Below are 19,430 nucleotides of genomic sequence, written 5' to 3' on the forward strand. Positions count from 1 at the left end.
CGAAGCGGCGCCGATCGGGATTTCGTATCGGGCCGAAGCCCGCGACGTCACCTTCGCCACATTGGGAATCCGGCCGAGCGGCTCCATTGTGACCGGCGCCACCGGGAGCGGGTTGAGCCAGGTGGCCGCGTTGACCAATGACTGGATGAAGAAGACGGACGGCTCGGTGACGCGGCTATCGTTGTAAGTCGAGGAAAGCTCGATCAGGAGGTTCGGCCGCGGCCTGATCCGCAGCGAGCCGCTGAGCGAATAAATGCGGCCGTTGCCGATATTGCTGGTGCTGGGCAGACCGCCGCCATCGACATAATCGGCCTGGATATTGGTCCATCGCGCATAGGACGCGCTGACCGCCCCGCCGACGATGTCGCCTGGCGCGTCGCCAAATCGCAATCCGCCCTCGACCGAGCGGATATGGTCGCCGTGGAACCGGCGAACCAGATCGCTCTCGACCGCAAGCCCGCCCGGACGCATACCTTCCTGATAGCGCACGAACGCCAGCAGGCCGGGTTTCAACCGGGTGGACAGCGCGAGCGAGGGCAGGATGTTGTTCTCGGACCGGCTGGCGGCCGTGCCCGCCAGCAGCAGCTTCTGGAAGCTGGCGGGTGCGATATCGTCGGCCGATCCGGACAGACGGTCATGGGTGAGGCGCACACCGGCGGTCAGCGTGAAGATCGAGCGCTGGACGCTTGCCTCCGCAAAGCCGGTCAGCTCGCTCACAACGTTGGTGACGCCGGTCGTCGGCAGGATCGCGTCGACCGGGCCGAGCGCGCGATCGAGCACCGTCTGATTGTGCGTGAAACTGGCCCCGACCACCCAGCCGATGCCGTCGCGCGACGGGCGCCAGAGCCGGGTTTCGTTGGTGATCATCGACGTATGGTTGCGTTGTTCGAACAGGCGCGGATTCGCCGCGTCGATCGTCGCGTCATATTGTTCGTCGAGGCGATGCCGGATGATGCCGGTCGACGACTGGAAGCGCAGATCGGCCCATCTCTTTTCGACGATCAGGCTCGCCATCCGATAATTGGCATCGAAGCCGCCGTCGGTGGGGCTGGCCCGTTCGAGCGGCGGCAGATCGCGATCCGCATATTGGCTGTCGAGGCCGTGAATCCGCTGGAACACCACGCCGAGCTGCACCCGCCAGTCGTCGCCCGGTTCGACCAGTAGCGTAGCGCGGCCGCCGCCGACATTGGTCCGGTTGATGTTGGAGCGGTGGCGGAGGACATCGTCGATATAACCGCCCTCGCTCAGGCCGTAGCCCACGACCCGCAGCGCGACATGATCGTCGAGCGACAGGTTCGCCCAGCCTCCGAGATCGGCCCCGGGCGCGCCATGCTCGGTCGCGGACACGCCGCCCGTGAGCAACGCCGCATTGTCCCCGATGACCGGAGCCCGGGGAACCAGCCGCACGATCCCGCCGAGCGATCCGGCGCCGTAGAGCGTGCCCTGCGGCCCTTCGAACACCTCGACCGACTGGATGTCGTACATGCGCAAATCGGGGTCGGGCGCGTTGTAGGTGAGCCTGATGTCGCCGAGATATTGGCCGACGGTCGATTGCGTCGGTCCGGTGAAGCTCGAATCGGCGATGCCGCGGATGAACAATTTATTCCGCCCCGCGCCGAGATAGGTCGAGGAGACGCTGGCGAGCCGGGCGATGATGCTGTCCGTGCCGCGCTCCCCGTCGGTTTCGAGCCGTTTTCCGTCGAGCAACTCGACCGTCCCCGGATATTCATCGAGCCGCAGGTCGCGCTTGCTTCCGGTCACCACGACATCGGCGAGGGCCGGCTGGGGTTCGGCCGGCGCAGCGGCTTGGGTAACGCGCCTGACCGGCCGCGGCACGGCCACGACGCGCCACGTCTGCGGGCCAAGACGCACCGGCTTCGCGCCGGCATCCTCGACCAGGCGACGCAGCGCCGCCTCGGGCTCAAGCGTACCGGAAATGCCGTGAACCTGCCGCGCCCACAGCGCCGGATCGTCGACCGCGACGCTGACGCCCGCCTGCCGCGAAAGCTGGGCGAGGGCGCTTTCGAGCGTGCCGGCGTCGATCCGGATCGGGCGCGGCACGCTCCAACCGGGAGACGCCCCCAGAATGCAGCACGCGGCGATGACGGCCTTGCGGATCACGTCAATATCTTGAGATCAGCCAGCCGTTGCCGCGTCGATCGATCCGAGCGCCGAACAGCGGGCCGAGCGGCTGCAGATTGTGTGGATCCGCCACGCTGATCACGCCCCGGAATGGCTGTCCGGCAATGTCGGGCGCCGCGGTGACCGGCTGACCCGTATAACGGGAAAGATCGGCGGCGATGCGGGACAGCGGCTCGCCCGAATAGACGAAGCGCCCTTCGCGCCAGGTTCCGACCTGGGCGACAGGCACCACCCCCTTCGTGGCAACGCGTCCATCCGCGGAAACCCGAAGCGTATCGCCCGGCGCGAGCGCGACGTGCCGATCGGCAACATCATACCGCACCGCGCCTTCGGCCACCGCGATCTCGGTTCCGGCGTTCGAGCGCATGACATCGAACCGCGTGCCCAGATCGACGAGCCGCCCATCGCCGACATGCACAGTGAAGGGATGGGCTGCGTCATGCGCGACCTCGAACAAGGCCTCGCCCTGCCGGACTTCGGCGAAGCGCGGATCGTCATGGTCGAGGCGCAGATGCGTGCCGCCGTTGAGTGCGATAATAGTGCCGTTGGGCAGGGCGATCTGGCGCCGCTCGCCGGGGCCGGTCTGCACATCGTAATAATGCGGGCCCGCAAGCGTCAGATGCGCCGCGAGGACGGCCACGATCGCGGCGGCAATCCCGCCGGACGCGAGGCCGAACCGGCGCAAGCCGCGCGCACGATATTCCGGGGCCGGCTGGTATAACAGCTTCGGCGGGAGCAGCAGATCGAGATCCTGATCCGCGGTCGCCAGCTGGTGATAGGCTTCGGCATGGCTCGGCTGCTCGCTTAGCCAGTGGCCAAGCTCCTCCCATCGATCGAAGTCCGCGTCGCGCGTGCGCACGACCCAGTCGAGCGCGCTGGCTTGAATTTCGGTCTCGTTCGGCGTCATCGTCATGTCTCGACGTCTTGGACGGAGACGATCGGCTCAGGCCTCATCGAGACGCCTCCTGAGGTCGAGCATCGCCCGATAAGCGGTACGCAGATCGGCCTCGACCGTGCTGAGGCTGACATTCAATTCGCGCGCGATCACCTTCTGCGCCGCCCCGTCGATCCGATGGCGCCGGAAGATCGCGGCCGCGCGCGCGCCCAGCGCATCCAGCGTCTCCTCGGCCAGCCGGAGATGTTCGCGCGCGATGAGGGGGCGTTCGGCGCTCGGCTCCTCCGCCTCGCCGGTCCCGCTCGTCGCGACGCTGACCCAATCCGCATCGCGCTTCGCCGCCTGCTGCATCGAACGATAGCGATCGAGCATGAGATTGTTGGCCGCCCGATACAGATAGGACAGAGGCTGCGCCACGGGACCTTGCGAGGCCGTCGAGACGCGAATCCACAATTCCTGCAGCAGATCCTCGGCCGCATCGCCGGCACCATGCGACGCCAGGAAGCGAAGAAGCTTCTCACGGTTCGCGAGCAGGACTGCCTTCAGGCCGGACTCGGTCATCGCGCGTCCGGGAATCTGTCGGTTCGGACAGGGATCATGGCGGCGCGTCTAGCGGCTCAACGCGCTGCGGCCAACTGTCGTGCGGTGGTTGGCGTACCGGGCCGGCCCGCCCGCAACCAGACCGCCGAGGCTGAATGCATCCGCCATTTTCATTCTGACGGAGCCGAAAAGCCCGAACCTTGGCGACAAGGAAATTTCAAGGAGAGCCTGAGCCCGGTCCGTCAGGGGATTGGGCGGCCGCCGTAGCGAGCGTGCGGTCGCCCAAACCGGATGCGACGCGGGCGGCACCCAGCCGCTCCTCCACGACGACAAGGGTTTTTGATGCTGCTGGATCTGAATTTGGCTCGTCCTCTCGCGGAACGGCCGGCCGGACAATATCTCCGCGCGACGCCCGATGCCGCGACGGCGCCGGCCGAGATCACCGTGGTCGTGCCGACCTATAACGAGCGCGCGAACATCGACGAACTGGTCGATCGCATCCGGGCGGGACTAGCGGGACTGCGCTGGGAGATCGTCATCGTCGATGACAATTCGCCCGACGGCACGGGACATTATGCGCGCAAGCTTCACGCACGGGATTCCCGGGTACGCGTGATCCGCAGGATCGGCCGGCGCGGACTGTCCTCGGCCTGCATCGAGGGCATGCTCGCATCATCCGCCACCTATGTCGCCGTCATCGACGCCGACCTGCAGCACGATCCCGCGCTGCTGCGCGACATGCTGGAGATATTGCGCGGCGGTAGTGCGGAACTGGTCTGCGCGAGCCGGTACATCGCGGGCGGATCTATCGGGGATTGGGCGGAAGACCGCGCCGCGGCCAGCAGCCTTGCGACCTGGGCGGCCCGGACGATGACCGCGGTCGAACTCAGCGATCCGATGAGCGGCTATTTCGCGGTTCGTCGCGACGTGGTCGACCATATCGCGCCCGCTTTGTCGGGCGTCGGCTTCAAGATCCTGCTCGATCTCGTTCTGGCCGCCGGATCCGGCCTGCGCGTCGCGGAAATCCCGCTCAGCTTCGAAACCCGCGTGCACGGCGACAGCAAGCTCTCGCCTCGCGTTATCTGGGATTATGTCATGATGCTGGCCGAACATCGCAGCGGCGGCGCCGTCCACGCCAATCGCCTGTCGACCTTCGTGATGGCAGCGGCCGGCTTGCTGACCAACCTCTTCGCGCTCTGGTTGCTCCACGATCTGTACGGGCTGGGCTCGGCGGTCGCCGAAACGATCGCGGCGATCGCGGGCTGCGCAGCGGTGTATGCGGCGAACGAAATGCTGGCTTATGGCCGCCGCGGCGCGTGGCGCTGGTATCTGGGCCTGTTGCCATTCCTGGCGAGCTGCGCGGCCGGCATCGTGTGCAACGTGCTGCTCGCATCCGCGCTCGCGGCGAACGGGATCGACTGGTTGCTCGCCGCCTGTTCCGGTGCCGTGCTCGGCATGGTGTGGAATAACGGGGCGGTCGGCCGACACGGCTGGTCGGTCCAGCGATGATACTCGCATTGGCGCGGCGGCATCGGGTCGCCGCCCTGTTGCTGGTGGCGCTGGCGGCCGCGTTCGCCACGCGCGCCTGGTTCTTCGGCGATCCGGTCATCCAGATCGACGAGGAATTCTATCTGATGACGGGCGACCGGCTGCTCCACGGCGCGATCCCCTATGTCGACATCTGGGACCGCAAGCCGGTCGGCATCTTCCTGCTCTATGCGGGCATTCGCCTGTTGGGCGGCGAGGGGATTTATCAATATCAGGTGGTCGCGACCTTGTTCGCGGCGGCGACCGCCTTCCTCATATCGCTGATGGCGCTGCGCTTCTCGAATGGGCGCGGCGCCGCACTCGCGGGCGCGGCCTATCTGCTGTGGCTTTTGTTGTTCGACGGCGCGGGCGGGCAGACGCCGGTCTTCTACAATCTGTTCGTGGCGGCGGCGGGCGCGCTGGTCATGCATGCGGTGGTCGAGGAGACGTCGCACCGCCGCGTGTTCGATTTCGGCGCCGGTGCGATGCTGCTGATCGGGATCGCGCTGCAGGTAAAATATTCGGCTTTGTTCGAAGGCATATTCTTCGGCCTTGCGCTGATGTGGAAAGCGCGCCGAACCGGCGCATCCTACGCCGCCATCGCCGGTTATGCGCTGACGTGGGTTGGTCTGGCCCTGCTGCCGACGATCGCCGCGATCGCCTGGTATGCGCGCATCGGCCATCTCGACGCCTTCCTCTACGCCAATTTCGAATCGATCTTCCAGCGCGGGAAATGGCCCGTGCGGGACCTTGCCGAACGGATAGGGTCGATCGTCGGCCTGTCCCTGCCGCTGCTGCTCTGCGCCTATGTCGAGTGGCGCTCCCCCGATCGCGGACGCGCGCGGGATTTGTCGGATCCGCGCCGCTTCGCGTTAGGCTGGCTGGCGGCTTCGATCGTCGGCCTGCTCCTGTTCGGCACCTATTTCACGCATTATTTCCTGCCCGTGCTGGCGCCGCTGACCCTGTGCTGCGCGGCCTTGCTCGGCGATCGCCGCGCCGCCGTGGCGTTCAGCACCGCAAGCGGCGAGCGGCGGATATCGCTGGCGATGTTCCTTGCGATAACCGGCCTCGCGCTGGGGGCGCTGATCATTCCCAAACGCCTCAAGAATCGTGGGCACGACCCCGAGGTCCGGGCTGTGGCCTCGGTGATCAAGGCCAACCTGCACGGATGCATGCTGGTCTTCGACGGCGAGCCGATCCTCTATCTGCTCACCCAGGCCTGCCTGCCGACATCGCGGGTCTTTCCCAACCATCTGAACGATGGGGTCGAGGCAAACGCGGTGGGTCTCGATCCCAAAGCGGAAGTGCGCCGGATCATGCTTTCGGGCCGCGCCGACATCGTCGTCGGCTCCGACCGGCCGGATCCGGGCTATAATGCGGGCTCGCTCGCGATCGTGCGCAGCGCGCTCGCCGCGGATTACCGGCCGATCTTCAAGATCAAGATCGGTTCGCGCGAGCGGATCGTCTACAAACGCGTCGAGCGGAACGGCTATCCCAGGGACGCCGCGGAGGCCGCCGCCCAGCGCGCGACCGACCATCGGACGATCAGCTGAGAGATTTGGCGCTTACCGACGCGCCGCCAGGGTCCGTTTCGGTGAATTGTTAACCCTGACGGCTTAGCTTCAGCGGCGATGCGCGCGTTGCTGACCTTCTTGCTGCTTGCCCTCTGGGCGGCCGCCGCCGCCGCGGCCGTGCCGCAGGCCGACGCTTTGTGGCAGCAGGGCGATTATCGCGGCGCGTTCGCGCGGGCGATCGAACCCGCGATCCATGGCGACGCGCACGCCCAATATCTGATCGGCGAGGCCTATCGGCTCGGCCGTTCGGTCGACCCCAATTTTCCGCTGGCCGAAGACTGGTACGAGCGCGCTGCACGCCAGGGCGATGTCGGCGCGGCGACCGAGCTCGGCCTGCTGCTGATCGGCCAGCATCTCGAAGCGGCGGCGGCACCGTGGCTGACGATCGCCGCCCAGCATGGCGAGCCGCGCGCGCTCTGCTCGCTCGCGGCGCTTTACTATAATGGCGACGGCGTACCGCGTGACGAAGCGCGCGCCTTCGCCTTGATGTCGCGTGCCGCCGCCGCCGGATTGCCCGAGGCGCAGACCCGGCTCGCCACCTTGCGCACTTTGGTGTCGCCCGAAGTGCAAAGCCGGAGCACGGCACTCGGCGCGGCCGCGATTCCCGCGGCGGCACCGCTGCCCGTCGCCCCCGTGATCGAAACAGCGGAACGGTCCGCGAAGCCGGCCAGCCCCGTCCGCATCCAGGTCGGCGCATTCCGTTCGGCGACTGCGGCCGAGCAGGCATGGTCGAAGCTGACCGGCAAGATCGAAGGCATCGAGGCCGGCCACGCGGTCGTCCGTGCGGGCGCAATCTACCGTCTTCAGGCGCAGCTCGCCGACGATGATGCGGCGCGTGATTTCTGCCGCAAGTTGCAGGCGGCGGGCTGGCAGTTCCTGACGCGTCAGGGGAATGCAACCGGCCCCGTCAAGCTGACGGACCGCAATCGTTCAGCCGAGCGGCTTCGCCCAGATATAATCCTCAAACGCCACGTCGCCGACCATGAACGTCTGGCGAAAGCCGGTGTCGGCATAACCTTGGCGCGCATAGAAACGCTGCGCGCTTACATTGACCGTATACACGCAGAGCAGCAGGTGCCGCGCATCACGCGCGCGCGCTTCGTTTTCCGCCGCCTCCAGCAAACGTTTGCCCCAGCCGCCCGACTGCCACGGTCCCAGCAAATAAATGCGCTTCAATTCAAGATCGCCTTTTTCCGTCGGGCAATCGAGCGCGGGCGGGGTCAGCAAAGCATAGCCGACCGGCGCGCCAAGTTCGGTTTCCAATATCCACGCCGCTTTGTCCGGATCGCCGAGCAGCCGCTTATACCAGTCCGCCGAGTGGTAGGCGTCGATATGCGCCACGATGGCGTCGCCCGGATGATCGTGCGCGAAGCTATGCAGGAACGTGGCCGCACCGAGCAGAGCTAGCCGCGCGGCGTCGGCCGGAACCGCGCGCCGCAGGATCGGATCGCTCATGCGTAATCGGGGCCCAGTTCGGGATCGAGATCGCGCGGCCGCACGAAGCGGACGAGATCGCCGCCGCCCCGACCGACATCCTCCCAGCGATCGACCGCGAACACCATCTCGGCCAGACTCGCGGTCGGATATTTGACCTCGATTTCGCCGCGCGCACCGTCGGTTCGTTCGGGCACGAGCATCAGCACGAGTTGTTCCAGCCCGGGATTGTGTCCGACCAGCAGGATCGAATCCGCGTTTGCGGGCGCGTCGTGCACGACGTCGAGCAGTTCGTCGGGCGTGGCGAGATAGATGCGCCGTTCCCATTGCGGCGCGAGTCCGCCGCCATAGCCCGCCTCGACCTCCTGCAGCGTCTCGGCGACGCGGGTGGCGGGCGACGCGATCACCGCATCGAAGCGCAAAGCCTTGTCGCGCATATGACGGCCGATCGCACGCGCGGCGCGGCGGCCCTTGGCGTTGAGCGGACGATCGAAATCGCGCGCGACCGTACCGTCGTCGCCGGATTTCGCGTGCCGCAGCAGCGTCAGCCGCTTCATGCTTGCTCCGATATTCCCTCGCCCGCCCCTTGATGACCCAAAGATGCGACAGAAGGAAGGCGTGATGCGACGCGCACGACCGCTTCTTCCAGGCTCACGCGGGAAACCGTCACGCCAGGCGGGAACGCGTCGAGCAGCCGTGACGGCGTCGCCGACGACAAGAGGACGAACGTGCCGTGATCGCCCGCACGGCGGATCAGCCGGCCGAACGCCTGGGCGAGCCGGGCGCGAACGATGCGATCGTCGAACGCGGTGCCGCCGCCCGCCGCGCGGCGCGCGCCATGCAGCACGGTCGGGCGCGGCCAGGGCACGCCCTCCATCACCACCAGCCGCAGCGATTCACCCGGCACGTCGACGCCGTCGCGCAACGCGTCGGTGCCGAGCAGGCTCGCGCGCGGATCGTCGCGGAAGATGTCGACCAACGTGCCGGTGTCGATCGGATCGACATGCTGCGCGAACAGCGGGAGGCCTTCGCGCGCCAGACGATCGGCGATGCGGGCATGAACCGCGCGCAGCCGCTGGATCGCGGTGAACAGGCCGAGCGCGCCGCCGCCCGACGCTTCGATCAGCCGGGCATAGGCGCCCGCCAAAGCGGCGGTGTCGCCGCGCTTGATGTCGGTCACGATCAGCACTTCGGATTGCGCGGCATAATCGAACGGCGAGGGGGCGGCGAAGCGCACCGCCGCCTTGTCGAGGTGGAGCGCGCCGCTGCGCGCCTCGGCCACGTCCCAATCCTCGCCGCCGCGCAACGTTGCGGAGGTGACGATCAGCCCGTGCGCGGGCTTGAGCACGGTTTCGGCGAGCGGGCGGGTCGGGTCGAGCCAATGGCGATGCAGGCCGATATCGAATTCGCGCCCCTCGACCCGATCGACCGCGAGCCAATCGACGAAATCGGGATCGGCCGGGCCGCCCAGCCGTGCGAGCAAAGCGATCCACGCCGCGAGCGTCTGGCTGCGGCTGACCAGCCCGGCAATCGCACCTTCGACCCGCGCGCGCGCCGCCGTGTCGAGCCAGTCGGGCGCATCCTCCAGCACCGCCTGCAACCGCTGGCGCAGCCGCGCGAGCGGGCGGACCAAAGCCTCCAGCGCTTCGGCCGCGGGCGCCGCCGCCTCGATCAGGCCGGCGTCGAGTTCCGACGCATGCGTCTCGATCCCATAGCCCGCATCGGCCGCGCTCGCCCGGGCGTAGGTCGTGCTGCGCACCGCCGCGAGCAGCTTCTCGATCGGCCCCAGCGGCAGCTCCTCCGCCAGCCGGCCGAGCCAGCCGTCGCCCGGCAATTCGCGCGCGGCGGCGGACGCTTGCTCGATCGCGCGATGGCCGTCCTCGTCATAGGAAGCGACGTCGAGCAAGCGCGCCGCCAGACCCCGCCGCCGCCCGCGCGCCTTCGATTCGGGGCCCAGGATCCAGCGGCGAAGCTCGATCGTCTCCTGCCCCGTCAGCGCGGCGGCGAAGGTCGAATCGGCCGCGTCGAACAGGTGATGGCCCTCGTCGAACACGATCCGCGCGAGCGGTCGGCCCTCGTCCATCCGCCGCGATCCGAGGATCATCACCAGCGCATGGTTGGCGATCACCAGGTCGGCCTGGTCCGACGCGCGGCTGGCGCGTTCGATGAAGCATTTCCGGTAATGCGGGCAGCCGGCATAGACGCATTCGCCGCGCCGGTCGGTCAGCGCGGTCGATCCGGCGCGGCGAAACAAAGTCGGCAGCCAGCCGGGCAGATCGCCGCCGATCATGTCGCCGTCGCGCGTATAGGCCGCCCAGCGCGCGACCATCTGCGCCAGCACCGCCGCGCGATTCTGGAAACCGCCCTGCAGCGCATCCTCCAGATTGAGCAGGCACAGATAATTCTCCCGCCCCTTGCGGATCACCACCTTTTCCCGCCGGATCTTGTCGTCCGGGAAGACGCGCGCGCTTTCGGCGGCGAGCTGGCGTTGCAGCGCCTTGGTGTAGGTCGAGACCCACACCGGCCCGCCCGCCGCCGCGGCATGGAGCGAGGCCGGCGCGAGATAGCCCAATGTCTTGCCGATGCCCGTGCCCGCCTCGGCCAGCACCATATGCGGCCGTCCGGCGGCGTCGCGGGGATCGAAGGCGCGCGCGGCGCTGGCGGCATAAGCCCGCTGCCCCTCGCGCGGTTCGGCATCGCGGCCGACGAGTTGCGCCAGCCGCTCGAGCGTTTCTTCATCGCTCAGGCGATAGGGGCGCGGATCGGGCCGGGGCGGGGCTTCCTCCCATTGCGGCAATTTGGAGAAAAGCCAGCGCTCGGCCTGGGCCGGCTTCTCGATCAGCGGCGCGACCAGATTGGCCCAGGGCCAGCGCAGCCGGCCGAGCGCCTGCGCGCCGGTCCACGCGCCTTCGCGTTCCGGCCAGTCACGGTTGCCCAGCATCGCCAGCAGGCTGGCGGTGGCGGCCCGGAGGAAGGCGGCCGCCGATCCATCGTCGGCGGGCGGTTGGAGCCCGAGAGCGCGCGCCATGCCCGCCGGCGTCGGCACGACGAAGCGCGCGGGATGGATGAAGGCATAGAGTTCGAGCAGATCGAGCCCGGATAATTCGCTCAGGCCGAGCCGTGCCGCCACCAAAGGCGCATTGAGGACGATCGTCGGTGTCTCCGACGCCTGCGCGATCGCCTCGCCCCGGCCGAGCGCGCGCGTGCCCTCGGCTGTCGCCAGCCAGATGCCGCCATGGGTTGCATGCAGCGCGGGCAGCGGCGCGAGCGCGCTCACCCGCGGTCGAGCGAGGCGACGAATGCCGCCGCATCGGGCAGCCGGTCGAAATGGATATTGCCGTCGATGTCGGCGCAGGGATCCCCGGGCACCAGGATCAACGCCGCGGGCCCGTTACCCTTGCGGTCGAGCATGCCGATTATGCCGCCCAGCACGCGTTCGCGCCCGATCTCCATCAGCGGCGCCCGCATCCAGGGCAAAGTCCACAACACCCGGCGATCGGTGACCGAGACGCTGATGAAGGGCGATCGCAGCACCGCCAGCAGGAATCCCGGAAAGCGCCGCATCAGCAGCACGAACACCGCGATCACCAGCAGGCCGAGCACGGAACTCGCCCCGATCGAAAAGGCATAATCGCTCGTACTGCTCGGCGCGGGCCACCAGATCGCCCACAGGAAACCGATCAAAGTGAAGCTTTGCAGCCCCACGAATACAACGACCGTCCCCGCGCCGGAGGGAATCGCCCTGATGCCGGGCCGCGCGACGTAGAAGGTGCGCTCGGCGACCGGATCGAGCCGGCGGATATAGGGGACGGGCAGATTGGCGTCGGGGGGCAAAATCTCCATCGCTCTCGCCTGCGCCTCCTCGGGGTACAGCGTGACTCTGCTTCCCACACTCGACTACCGCCCCTAAAGGCGCTCGCCTGAACCTTAGTGAAACCGGGAACAAATGGCAAACGAACTGCGCGACGCCGCGCTCGCCTCCAAGGCGTGGCCCTATGAGGAAGCGCGCAAACTGCTCGCCCGCTATCCCCAAGGCGCGCCGGCCAAAGGTCATGTCCTGTTCGAGACCGGCTACGGCCCGTCGGGCCTGCCGCATATCGGCACGTTCAACGAAGTGCTGCGCACGACGATGGTGCGCCATGCCTATGAAGCCATGTCGGACGTGCCGACCCGGCTGGTCGCGTTCAGCGACGACATGGATGGCCTGCGCAAGGTGCCCGACAATGTCCCCAACCAGGCGATGCTGACCGAGCATCTCGGCAAGCCGCTGACGCGCATCCCCGATCCGTTCGGCAAGTTCGAAAGCTTCGCGCACCACAACAACGCGATGCTGCGCTTATTCCTCGACCGGTACGGCTTCGATTATGAATTCCTGTCGGCGACGGATTATTACACGACCGGCCGTTTCGATGACGCGCTCAAGAACGTGCTGCGCCATTACGACGCGATCATGGGCGTGATGCTGCCGTCGCTGCGGGCCGAGCGCCAGGCGACTTACTCGCCGGTGCTGCCGATTGATCCGCGCACGGGGATCGTGCTGCAGGTGCCGGTCGAGGTGGTCGATGCCGATTCCGGCCTGATCCGCTACACCACGCCCGATGGCGACACGCACACCACCACCGCGCTTGGCGGTGCGGCCAAGCTGCAATGGAAGGTCGACTGGGCGATGCGCTGGGTCGCATTGGGCGTCGATTATGAGATGGCGGGCAAGGATCTGATCGATTCGGTGATCCAGTCGTCGAAAATCTGCCGCGTGCTGGGCGCGAAGCCGCCCGAGGGCTTCAATTACGAGATGTTCCTCGACGAAAATGGCGAGAAGATCTCCAAGTCCAAGGGCAACGGCCTCAGCCTCGAACAATGGCTGACCTATGGCCCGCAGGAGAGCTTGGCTTACTTCGCCTATCGCGAACCCAAGCGCGCGAAAGCGCTCCACATCGGCGTGATTCCGCGCGCGATCGACGATTATTGGAAGTCGGTTGCCGACTATCCCACGCAGGAACTGCCGCAGAAGCTCGGCAACCCGGTCCACCACATCCACAACGGCGATGTGCCGGCGGAGGTGCTGCCGGTCAGCTTCGGGCTTCTGCTCAACCTGGTCGGCGTGATCGGCAATGCCGATCGGGCGGTGGTGCGCGACTATCTCGAGGCCTACCGCCCCGGCACGCAGCATCCCGCGCTCGACGCGCTGATCGGCCATGCGCTCGCCTATCATCGCGATTATGTCGCGCCGACGCTCAAGCGCCGCGCGCCCACGCCCGAGGAAGCCGCCGCGCTGCGCGATCTCGATGCCCGGCTCGCCGCGCTCGACGGCAGCGACGATCTCGCCGCCGCCGCGCAGAACGAGGTCTATGAGGTCGGCAAGGCTCATTACGGCCAGGAGAAATTGCGCGACTGGTTCAAGGCCTTGTACGAGACGTTGCTGGGTTCCGAGCAAGGTCCGCGCATGGGCAGCTTCATCGCATTATACGGTCTCGCCAATAGCCGCGCGCTCATCGCCGACGCGCTGACAGAGAGAGGCTGACGGATCGTTTCGCAACGCGGAGCTTTCTCCAAATCCATGACAAAAATAAAAACAGCCCTTGGGGTGGGCGCGATCTCTCTGTTGCTGGCGCTCGCCAGCCCGCTCGCCGCCGCCACCCCGCGCGAATTGCTCACCCAGGCATCGTTCCAGACGACCGACAAATCGGCCGCGCTGGCGCTGATCAACCAGGGCCTGGCCATGGCCGAGGCGATGCTCGCCGCCAATCCCGGCGACCGGGAGGCGCAGATGCAGCATGCCGTCGCGATCGGCGACCGCGCGCACCTCACCCATTCGCCCGGGGACGCCAAGATGGCGCGGCACATGTTCGAAGCCTTCCTCGCCGCCAATCCGCGCGATCCGGAAGCGCATCTTGCGGTCGCGACCTGGCATCTCGACACGGTCGACGCAGGCTTCTTCGCCACCACAATGCTGGGCGCGAAGAAGGAAATCGGGCTGGCCGAGCTCGACAAAGCGGTCGCACTCGGCGGCGGCCGCCCCTTCTTCACCGGGTTCGCCGCCCTGATGCGAATCCGCCTCAATCCCCGGGACGTCGCCGCCGCGCGCAGTCTTGCCGAACAGGCCGCCGCCGCGCCCGCGCCAACCTTGCTCGATCGCATCGCCAAGCATCAGGCGCAGGCGCTGCTGATCCCGCTGCGTTCGGGCGACGGCCGCACCGCCGCCCTGCTGGCCAAGAAGCTGCTTCCGTTCGGGCGACTTTAGTTTGGTAGAGCCGCACCGGCCCGCACCCCACCCGGCCTCCCAACAGGTTATTCTATGAGAGGCCGGGTGGGGGTGCGGGCCGGTGCGGCCACGTGACGAAAAAACCCGGGCGGTTTCCCGCCCGGGTCGTCTTCACGCAACGCTACGTACAGACTTAAAAGAAGAAGCCGTTATTGACCTCGAGCACGCGGCCGCTGCGGATATCGATCAGCACCACGTCGTTGCCGTAGCGAACCCAGCGCTGGTAGCCGAGCACCGGGCGCAGGTGATAACGATAGGGGTCGATCCAGTAGCGGCGGTCGTAAAAGGTCGGCGTGAAGCGATAGCCGACCGTCACCGGCCGCCAGCGATAGCCGCGCGGGCCGACCCAGGCCGGACCGCGATAGACGTCGGGGTGGCGGCCGCGATAGTCGCGCCAATCGCCCCGATATTCGCGGCGTGCATCGCGCACGTCGCGGCGGTCATCGCGAATCTGCGCCGGCGCGGCGCCATGACGATAATCGCGCGCGACGTCGCGCTGCTGGTCGCGGACGTCGCGACGGTCATGACGCAGCTCGTTGTTCTGCGCCTGAGCGATGGTCGGAACGATCGTGGCGGCCAGAAGACCGGCAAGTATGGCTTTGCGCATCGTCTACTCCTTTCCCTTATAAACTCGACTGGAAGCACAAACACGCTTCCGTCGATTACCCGTCTAATGCTGATTCGATGAACGGGCTTCGAATGTGTTTGTCAGCTTAGGGAAAGACTTGGCCGGCACTGATTTCTCAGCGCCGGCCAGCAGGATTATTAGAAGAAGAAATTAGGAATGCTGTCAACGACTTCACCGCTGGTCACGTCGACCAGGACGGCGTCATTATAGTAGCGGACCCAGCGCAGCGGCCATTCCACCGGCGGAAGCCGATATTGATAGGGGTCCGCCAGCCAGTAGCTCGAGCCGTAGAACAGGGGCTCGAGGAAGAAGCCCGCATAGACCGAGCGGTAATGAAAGCCGCGCGGTGCATTATAACGGCTGCGGAACAGGTCGCGGTGGCTGTTGCGCCAACCCTGCCAGTTATAACGGTTGTCATTGCGCCAGCGGTTGCTGTCCCAGCGATGGCCGTTGTTATTCCACTGGTGGCTGTTGCCGTTCCAGTTGTTGCCACCGGGGCGATAGCCATTGCCGTTCGGGCGATGATCGCCGTTGTTCCACTGCCCGTGGTTATTATTGTCGCCGCGACGATCGTCGTTGCGGCGGCCGTCATTCTGGCCGTTGCGGTTGTCACCATTGCGGTTGTCGTTGCCGCGCCACTGGCCACGATCCTGCCCGACCTGAACCGGGTTGATCGCCTGCGGCGGCGTCGGACGAACATTGTTGTCGCGATTGCCCTGCCAGCCATTGCCGGGTCCGCGATCGCCGCGTCTCTGGTTGCCCTGCCCGTTGCCGCGATTTTCGTGCTGCTGCGCCAGCGCCTGGACCGCCGGCTGACCCCCGCCGGAATTGCCGCGTGAGCCGGCATTGCCATGATCGCCGGCCTGCAGCGGCATCGGCACCGCGGCCGGGGCGTGCTGCGCCTGCGGCGGCGCCGGGCGGGCGCCACGATCACCACCGCGATCACCATTATGGTCATGGCGCGGATTCTGGTCGTCGGCATAGGCCGCGGCCGGCATCACCGCGATCACCGCGGCGGCAAGCAGAGCTGTCCTTATGCTTTTCATCTGCGTCTCTCCTCTCTGCGGAAGCACATCTGCCCCGTCATTAACGCTTGTATGAACGATCGGGCGTGATTGATGGCTGAATTGATCCGTCAGCGTTCAGAAAGCTTCCGGGCTCGCTTTATTTATGAACGGGCGTCAGCGCCGGCACGGCGGCGGCGGCATCTTCTGGGTCGATATCGGGCGGCGGCGCGGCCGCGATCGCATTGCCGTGGCTCGCCTCGGCGGCGCGGCGGATCGCGCGGCGGATACGCGGATAGGTGCCGCAGCGGCATAGGTTGGTGATCGCCTCGTCCATCTGCGCGTCGCTGGGGTTGGGGTTGTGTGCCAGCAGCGCCGCCGCCGCCATCAGCACGCCCGACATGCAATAACCGCACTGAGGCACATTCTCCGCCGCGAATGCCTGCTGCAGCGGGTGACTGCGGTCACCGCTCAGCCCCTCGATCGTGGTGACGAAGCTGCCTTCGATCGCGCCGATCGTGACCTGACATGAACGGCGCGCAGCGCCGTCGACATGCACCGTACAGGCCCCGCACTGGCCCGCGCCGCAGCCATATTTGGTGCCGGTCATGTTCGACGCATCGCGCAACGCCCACAGAAGCGGGGTTTCGGGATCCATCTTGTAATGGACGGGCTCGCCATTGACGGTGAAGCGGGTCATCGCGGGCCACAGTATAAAGCGTGTGCCTGATTGGAAAGCGCCGACACGTGCCCCATCTCCCGTTTATGCGCCAACCGAGCCTTTTCCTTCCCCATGGCGGGGGGCCCTGTTTCTTCCTCAACCCTGACGGGTCCTGTCCGCCCGTCTGGCAGCCGATGCGCGATTATCTGAGCGGCATCCTGCCGTCCTTGCCCGAACAGCCCAAGGCGATCCTGATCGTGTCGGGCCATTGGGAGGAAGCGGACTTCACCGTCCACACCGGCGAAAAGCCCGGATTGCTGTTCGATTATTACGGCTTTCCAGAGCACACCTACCAGTTGCGCTGGGATGCGCCCGGTGCGCCCGATCTGGCGCGAAAGGTGGAAGCGTTGCTGACCGAGGCCGGTTTCACGGTCGGTGAAAATGCCACGCGCGGCTGGGATCATGGCGTATTCATTCCGCTAAAGGTCGCGGTGCCTGACGCCGATATCCCGACCGTGCAACTCTCGCTGCGCAAGGATCTCGATCCCGCAGCGCATATCCGCGCCGGCCAGGCCCTCGCCGCCTTGCGCGACGAGGGCGTGCTGATCGTCGGATCGGGCATGAGCTTCCACAATATGCGCACGCTGGGACAAGATGTGAGCGCGCAGGCCGATCTGTTCGACGATGCGCTGAGTGCGGCGGTGACCGATCCAGACCCGGATTCGCGCCGCGCCCGCGTCGCCGCCTGGGCATCCTTGCCGCAGGCGCGGTTCGCCCACCCCCGCGAAGAGCATCTGATACCGCTGATGGTCGCACTCGGCGCCGGCGGGAACGATTCGGTAGCCCACGCCTTTCGCAATCATGTGATCGGCTGGACGGTATCCGCTTTCCGCTTCGGCTGAGAAATGCCCCTGAGGGTTGTCGAATCACCTTCACGCTGTTAGGGGCGCCGCTTCCGACGCGGGCATCGTTCGCGGCGACAATCTTTTATTGCCGGCTGGCGGACGCGTAAGCCGTACTGGAGAATTGGTTTTTTATGCAGATCATCGTTCGCGATAACAATGTCGACCAGGCCCTGCGCGCGCTCAAGAAGAAGCTGCAGCGCGAAGGCGTGTATCGCGAAATGAAGCTGCGCCGTCATTACGAGAAGCCGTCGGAAAAGCGTGCACGCGAACGTGCCGCCGCGATCCGCCGCGCCCGCAAGCTGGAGCGCAAGCGCACCGAGCGCGATCAGGCCCGCTAAGGCCTGATACTTATATGTCGGATGTGACCGCCGTTCCGCTCCGCCCCGTGGGCAAGAGCGGGATTATCGCCTTGTGGGCCGGGATCGCCATCCTGCTCGCCGCTGGTGTCGGCGGCGGCGTCTATGCCAGCACCGCGCCGCGCGCGGCCGCCGGCGCCTCCCCCGCCATGGCCAAGCTGCCGGCGGCGGACTTCCTCGCCGCCAACGGCAAGCGCCACGGCGTCACGACGACCGCTTCCGGCCTCGAATATCAGGTGATCAAGCCCGGTGCGGGTCCGACTCCGACCGCGGGCGACGTCGCTCTGGTCGATTATCGCGGCACGCTCACCAGTGGCGCCGAGTTCGATGCGAGCAAGCCGGGCCAGCCGGTGCCGATGCCGATCGCGCGTGTCGTACCGGGCTTTGCCGAAGCCTTGATGCTGATGCCGAAGGGCGCGACCTATCGCGTGTGGCTGCCGCCGGCCAACGCCTATGGCGCCGACGACCAGCGCGACGAGAACGGCAAGGTCGTGATCCCCGGCAATTCGGTGCTGGTGTTCGATATCACGATGCACGAATTCCAGGCGATGCCGGCGGGTGCCGTTCCGGGAATGTAAGGCTCAGGACGCTTTGGCGTCCACGGCGGCCTGCTCGCTCCGTTCTTCGAGCAAAACCTTCACCATCGCCACGATCGGATCGGCCAAAGCCAGGCCGAGGATGCCGAACAGCGCCCCGAACAATAGCTGGCAGCCCAGCACCAGCGCCGGCGGCAGATCGACCGCGCGCCGTGCGACCATCGGCACCACGACGTAGCCGTCGAATGTCTGCACCGTGACATAGACGATGACCGCGCCGATCCCGATATTGGTGCTCGCCGAGAAACCGACCAACATGATCAGCGCGCCGGACACGAGCCCGCCGATATTGGGCAGGAAGGCGAGCAGGCCGGTCAGCACGCCGAGCAAAGGCGCCATCGGCACGCCGATCAGGGTCAGCGCGATGCCGACGAACAGGCCCTCGACCGCCATGCCGACCAATCGGCCCGCCATCAGCCGGCGCAGCGTGTGGCCCATCTTGTCGGCGGTGTTGTAGAAATCCCGGCGCCGCGCCATCGGCAGCATCCAGGCGACGCCGCGCTCGTACAGACGCGGCTCCATCGCGATGAACAGGCCGAGCACGATGATCGCGACAAGGCTGGAAATACCGCCAAGCGCGGTGCCAAGCACCGCCGTCACCTGTCCGAACGAGCCGACCAGCTGCTGGCCGATCTGCGCCGCGCCTTCCTTGGGCGGCACGAACCCCATCCGGTGACCATAGTCGACCAGGTGGTTGATCTGCCCCATCACTACCGCGCGCAATGCTTCGAACTGCCCGGCGAGCTGGCTGCCCGCGATGATGAAGAAACCCACCAGGAAGCAGGCGACCAGGATCGAGACGATCGCGAGCCGGATGCCGCGTCCGATGCGCGGGAAGGCCTTGCCCAGCAACCGCACGCCGCCGTCGAGCAGCGCCGCGAACACCACGCCGCCGACGATCAGCAG

Annotated in this window: 18 protein-coding genes and 1 pseudogene; 8 read left to right on the top strand and 11 right to left on the bottom strand. The window is 66.8% G+C overall.

The window, feature by feature from the left end; translation table 11 throughout:
- The 3 genes from VK533_RS15975 to VK533_RS15985 all read right to left on the bottom strand — a co-directional run.
- The coding region (locus tag VK533_RS15975) for a TonB-dependent receptor (RefSeq protein WP_324379513.1) at positions 1-2,121 on the bottom strand (2,121 nt) is incomplete at its 3' end.
- A gap of 1 nt (position 2,122) precedes the next feature.
- Positions 2,123-3,055 carry a FecR family protein gene (locus VK533_RS15980; RefSeq protein ID WP_324379515.1) on the bottom strand — a complete coding sequence of 311 codons (933 nt, stop codon included), beginning with the start codon at positions 3,053-3,055 and terminating at the stop codon, positions 2,123-2,125.
- A 30-nt stretch (positions 3,056-3,085) separates the two neighbouring features.
- The gene (locus VK533_RS15985; RefSeq protein ID WP_324379517.1) at positions 3,086-3,598 is read right to left on the bottom strand and encodes a sigma-70 family RNA polymerase sigma factor; all 513 of its coding nucleotides are present in this window, start codon (positions 3,596-3,598) and stop codon (positions 3,086-3,088) included.
- A 339-nt stretch (positions 3,599-3,937) separates the two neighbouring features.
- Here VK533_RS15985 and VK533_RS15990 point away from each other — a divergent pair, with 339 nt between their 5' ends.
- The 3 genes and pseudogenes from VK533_RS15990 to VK533_RS16000 form a co-directional block, all read left to right on the top strand.
- Entirely contained in the window at positions 3,938-5,086 is a 1,149-nt protein-coding gene (locus VK533_RS15990; protein WP_324379519.1) for a glycosyltransferase, read from the top strand.
- A complete protein-coding gene (locus tag VK533_RS15995) occupies positions 5,083-6,657 on the top strand; it encodes a hypothetical protein (RefSeq protein ID WP_324379520.1) in 1,575 nt (524 codons plus the stop codon). Before VK533_RS15990 ends, VK533_RS15995 begins: the two co-directional genes overlap by 4 nt.
- A gap of 78 nt (positions 6,658-6,735) precedes the next feature.
- A pseudogene (locus VK533_RS16000) lies at positions 6,736-7,533 on the top strand (SPOR domain-containing protein); the annotation flags it as partial.
- Between the two features lie 75 nt (positions 7,534-7,608).
- On the opposite strand, the gene VK533_RS16005 reads toward VK533_RS16000, so the two are convergent.
- Genes VK533_RS16005 through VK533_RS16020 form a run of 4 tightly spaced genes read right to left on the bottom strand, consistent with a single transcriptional unit; the run spans position 7,609 to position 11,955 of the window.
- Positions 7,609-8,133 (bottom strand): GNAT family N-acetyltransferase, encoded by a 525-nt coding sequence (locus VK533_RS16005; RefSeq protein ID WP_324379544.1) that lies wholly within the window; start codon positions 8,131-8,133, stop codon positions 7,609-7,611.
- A complete protein-coding gene (locus tag VK533_RS16010) occupies positions 8,130-8,669 on the bottom strand; it encodes a SixA phosphatase family protein (RefSeq protein ID WP_324379522.1) in 540 nt (179 codons plus the stop codon). Before VK533_RS16010 ends, VK533_RS16005 begins: the two co-directional genes overlap by 4 nt.
- Positions 8,666-11,389 (bottom strand): ATP-dependent DNA helicase, encoded by a 2,724-nt coding sequence (locus tag VK533_RS16015; protein WP_324379524.1) that lies wholly within the window; start codon positions 11,387-11,389, stop codon positions 8,666-8,668. Before VK533_RS16015 ends, VK533_RS16010 begins: the two co-directional genes overlap by 4 nt.
- Positions 11,386-11,955: a hypothetical protein gene (locus VK533_RS16020; RefSeq protein WP_324379526.1), complete on the bottom strand. Its 570-nt coding sequence runs from the start codon at positions 11,953-11,955 to the stop codon at positions 11,386-11,388. Before VK533_RS16020 ends, VK533_RS16015 begins: the two co-directional genes overlap by 4 nt.
- A 103-nt stretch (positions 11,956-12,058) precedes the next feature.
- Here VK533_RS16020 and VK533_RS16025 point away from each other — a divergent pair, with 103 nt between their 5' ends.
- Both VK533_RS16025 and VK533_RS16030 read left to right on the top strand, forming a co-directional pair.
- Positions 12,059-13,633 carry a lysine--tRNA ligase gene (locus VK533_RS16025; protein WP_324379528.1) on the top strand — a complete coding sequence of 525 codons (1,575 nt, stop codon included), beginning with the start codon at positions 12,059-12,061 and terminating at the stop codon, positions 13,631-13,633.
- Positions 13,634-13,696: 63 nt separating this feature from the next.
- Positions 13,697-14,353 (top strand): hypothetical protein, encoded by a 657-nt coding sequence (locus VK533_RS16030; RefSeq protein WP_324379531.1) that lies wholly within the window; start codon positions 13,697-13,699, stop codon positions 14,351-14,353.
- Positions 14,354-14,507: 154 nt separating this feature from the next.
- Here VK533_RS16030 and VK533_RS16035 read toward each other — a convergent pair whose 3' ends face one another.
- From VK533_RS16035 to VK533_RS16045, 3 genes are all read right to left on the bottom strand, one after another.
- Positions 14,508-14,981: an RcnB family protein gene (locus VK533_RS16035; RefSeq protein ID WP_324379533.1), complete on the bottom strand. Its 474-nt coding sequence runs from the start codon at positions 14,979-14,981 to the stop codon at positions 14,508-14,510.
- Positions 14,982-15,139: 158 nt separating this feature from the next.
- Positions 15,140-16,048, bottom strand: coding sequence for an RcnB family protein (locus VK533_RS16040; protein WP_324379535.1), 909 nt, complete (start codon positions 16,046-16,048; stop codon positions 15,140-15,142).
- A 118-nt stretch (positions 16,049-16,166) separates the two neighbouring features.
- Positions 16,167-16,706 (bottom strand): (2Fe-2S)-binding protein, encoded by a 540-nt coding sequence (locus tag VK533_RS16045; protein WP_324379537.1) that lies wholly within the window; start codon positions 16,704-16,706, stop codon positions 16,167-16,169.
- 65 nt (positions 16,707-16,771) lie between these two features.
- Between VK533_RS16045 and VK533_RS16050 the strand changes: the two genes are divergently transcribed.
- The 3 genes from VK533_RS16050 to VK533_RS16060 all read left to right on the top strand — a co-directional run bounded on the left by VK533_RS16050 (position 16,772) and on the right by VK533_RS16060 (position 18,506).
- Positions 16,772-17,569, top strand: coding sequence for a class III extradiol ring-cleavage dioxygenase (locus tag VK533_RS16050; protein ID WP_324379546.1), 798 nt, complete (start codon positions 16,772-16,774; stop codon positions 17,567-17,569).
- Positions 17,570-17,703: 134 nt separating this feature from the next.
- Positions 17,704-17,910 carry a 30S ribosomal protein S21 gene (gene rpsU, locus VK533_RS16055; RefSeq protein ID WP_116090844.1) on the top strand — a complete coding sequence of 69 codons (207 nt, stop codon included), beginning with the start codon at positions 17,704-17,706 and terminating at the stop codon, positions 17,908-17,910.
- 14 nt (positions 17,911-17,924) lie between these two features.
- A complete protein-coding gene (locus VK533_RS16060; RefSeq protein ID WP_324379541.1) occupies positions 17,925-18,506 on the top strand; it encodes an FKBP-type peptidyl-prolyl cis-trans isomerase in 582 nt (193 codons plus the stop codon).
- Positions 18,507-18,509: 3 nt separating this feature from the next.
- On the opposite strand, the gene VK533_RS16065 is transcribed toward VK533_RS16060, so the two are convergent.
- Positions 18,510-19,430, bottom strand: a 921-nt coding sequence (locus VK533_RS16065) for an AI-2E family transporter (RefSeq protein WP_324379543.1), incomplete at its 5' end; no start/stop codon positions are given.

This window comes from Sphingomonas sp. (assembly GCF_035317925.1).
Taxonomy (GTDB): Bacteria; Pseudomonadota; Alphaproteobacteria; order Sphingomonadales; family Sphingomonadaceae; genus Sphingomonas_I.